This window comes from Nocardiopsis sp. NPDC058631, assembly GCF_042716955.1.
Lineage (GTDB): Bacteria > Actinomycetota > Actinomycetes > Streptosporangiales > Streptosporangiaceae > Nocardiopsis.
This window is the reverse complement of record NZ_JBHXQY010000198.1, coordinates 1-1894: the sequence shown is the minus strand read 5'-3', so window position 1 is coordinate 1894 and position 1894 is coordinate 1. Positions and strand designations below refer to the sequence as shown.

Annotated in this window: 2 protein-coding genes; both read left to right on the top strand. The window is 71.4% G+C overall.

All coding sequences use genetic code 11. From position 1 onward, the window contains the following. Positions 1-92: 92 nt before the first annotated feature. Positions 93-1226 carry a glycine amidinotransferase gene (locus ACFWTE_RS29905; RefSeq protein ID WP_378783309.1) on the top strand — a complete coding sequence of 378 codons (1134 nt, stop codon included), beginning with the start codon at positions 93-95 and terminating at the stop codon, positions 1224-1226. Positions 1227-1478: 252 nt separating this feature from the next. After that, positions 1479-1838 carry a hypothetical protein gene (locus ACFWTE_RS29900; protein ID WP_378783308.1) on the top strand — a complete coding sequence of 120 codons (360 nt, stop codon included), beginning with the start codon at positions 1479-1481 and terminating at the stop codon, positions 1836-1838. Positions 1839-1894 lie beyond the last annotated feature (56 nt).

Below are 1894 nucleotides of genomic sequence, written 5' to 3'. Positions count from 1 at the left end.
AGATGAACGTCCTGGTCGGGCAGGTGGGCCGGTATCTGGACGCCGCCCCCAGACACGGGGACGTAGGACCTGCAGTTCGCGGGAAGGAACACATGAGCTCTGGAACCGCGGACGCGCCGGTGGTGCGTCCGGACCTTGCCCCGCACGCCCCCTCGCCCCGGCCGGTGCTGCCGGCCGTGCACTCGTGGGACGAGTTCACCAGGTTGAGGGAGGTGGTCGTCGGAGACGCGACCCACTCACGGGTCCCTCCGCTGACGGACCCGTCGGCCTGGCTGAACTGCTACCCGGACCTGACGCCCTCGGAGCTGCTCGGGATCGGCACCGGCCTCTTCCCCCGACACGTCATCGAGGAGTCGAACGAGGACCTCGCGGTCCTGGCCGACACGCTGCGGGACCTCGGCGTGACCGTCCACCGGCCGCCCGCCGTCGACCACGGCGTCGAGTACGGCGGCCCCGGCTGGCGGACGACCGGCCGCAGCTCGTACTGCCCCCGGGACCTCACCCTCGTGGTGGGACCGGCGCTCATCGAGAGCCCCAGCCCGATGCGGGCCCGCTACTTCGAGACGTTCGGGTGGCGTCCGCTGTTCCAGGACTACCTCCTGCGTGGTGCCCACTGGATCTCGGCCCCGCGGCCGGTGCTCGACGACTCCCTGTACGAGTACGACGCGGACGGTTTCCCCGTACTGGGCGAGTCGGAGCCCGCGTTCGAGGCGGCGAACTGCCTCAGACTCGGCCGGGACGTCTTCTACCAGGTCTCCCGCAGCGGCAACGAACTGGGGCTGCGGTGGCTGGAGTCGACCCTGCGGCTGCTCGGCGACGTGCGGGTGCACCCCCTGCGCGGCGTCTACGAGGGCACCCACATCGACAGCACCATCTGCCTGCTGCGTCCCGGGCTGGTGCTGCTCAACCCCGAGCGCGTCACCCCGGCCACCGTGCCCGGGGCCCTGAAGGGCTGGGACGTGCTGTGGTGTCCGCCGATGGAGGTCGGCCCGACCGCGGTGCCGCACACGCTCAGTACACCGTGGGTCGGCATGAACCTCCTGATGGTGGACGAGGAGACCGCCGTCGTCGACGGGGATCAGACCGAGCTCGTCCGGCTCCTGGAGGGGCGGGGCATCACTGTGGTCCCGCGGCGCCTGCGGCACTCCCGGGTCCTGGGCGGGGGGTTCCACTGCGTCACCCTCGACACGGTCCGTGAGGGGGGTCCGCAGGACTACCTGGGGTGAGCGGCCGGGCGTCGGCGAGCACGCCCGCCCCCGGGCCGGCGGAGGAGAGCACGGGACCGCTCCTGGCACGTTCGCCTACGGTCGGTTCCCATCCGGCAGGATGGGGCCTGGGAGGGCGGTGGACCCGCGCGGAGCGCAGGCGTCGCAACAGAAAACCGCGCCCCAGGACCACCGTCCGGCGCTCGAACCCCTTACCAGGGCCTTATATGACATGGGTACGGGGTCGAGGTCAACCTATGAAGCGAGTGAGCGATGTTCGACGACCTGATCGGCTGGTTCAAGGGACTCTTCGGCGGCGCCGCCGAAGAGGTGTCCCAGGGGGTGACCGACACCCTGGAGGGAACGGGGGTCGGCTCCGCCGTCGAGTCGGCGCAGGGTTTTGGTGAGGAGACCTACGGCGGCGCGGTCGAGTCCGCGCAGACCTTCGGCGAGGAGGCCTACGGCGGTGTGACGGAGCAGGCCCAGGCCTACGGCCAGGACGCGCTCGGCGGAGTCACCGAGGGCGTCGAGGGGTTCCAGGACCAGGCCGACACGATCGGCGGCGTCATCGAGGATCCGGGCGGTGCCGCGACCGACGCCGCCCGCGACCAGTTCTACGGCAACAACGGCTGACTCTCCGCCAACCGGGCCGCGAACCTGATCAACGCCGCCATCCGGCGGGAGACGGG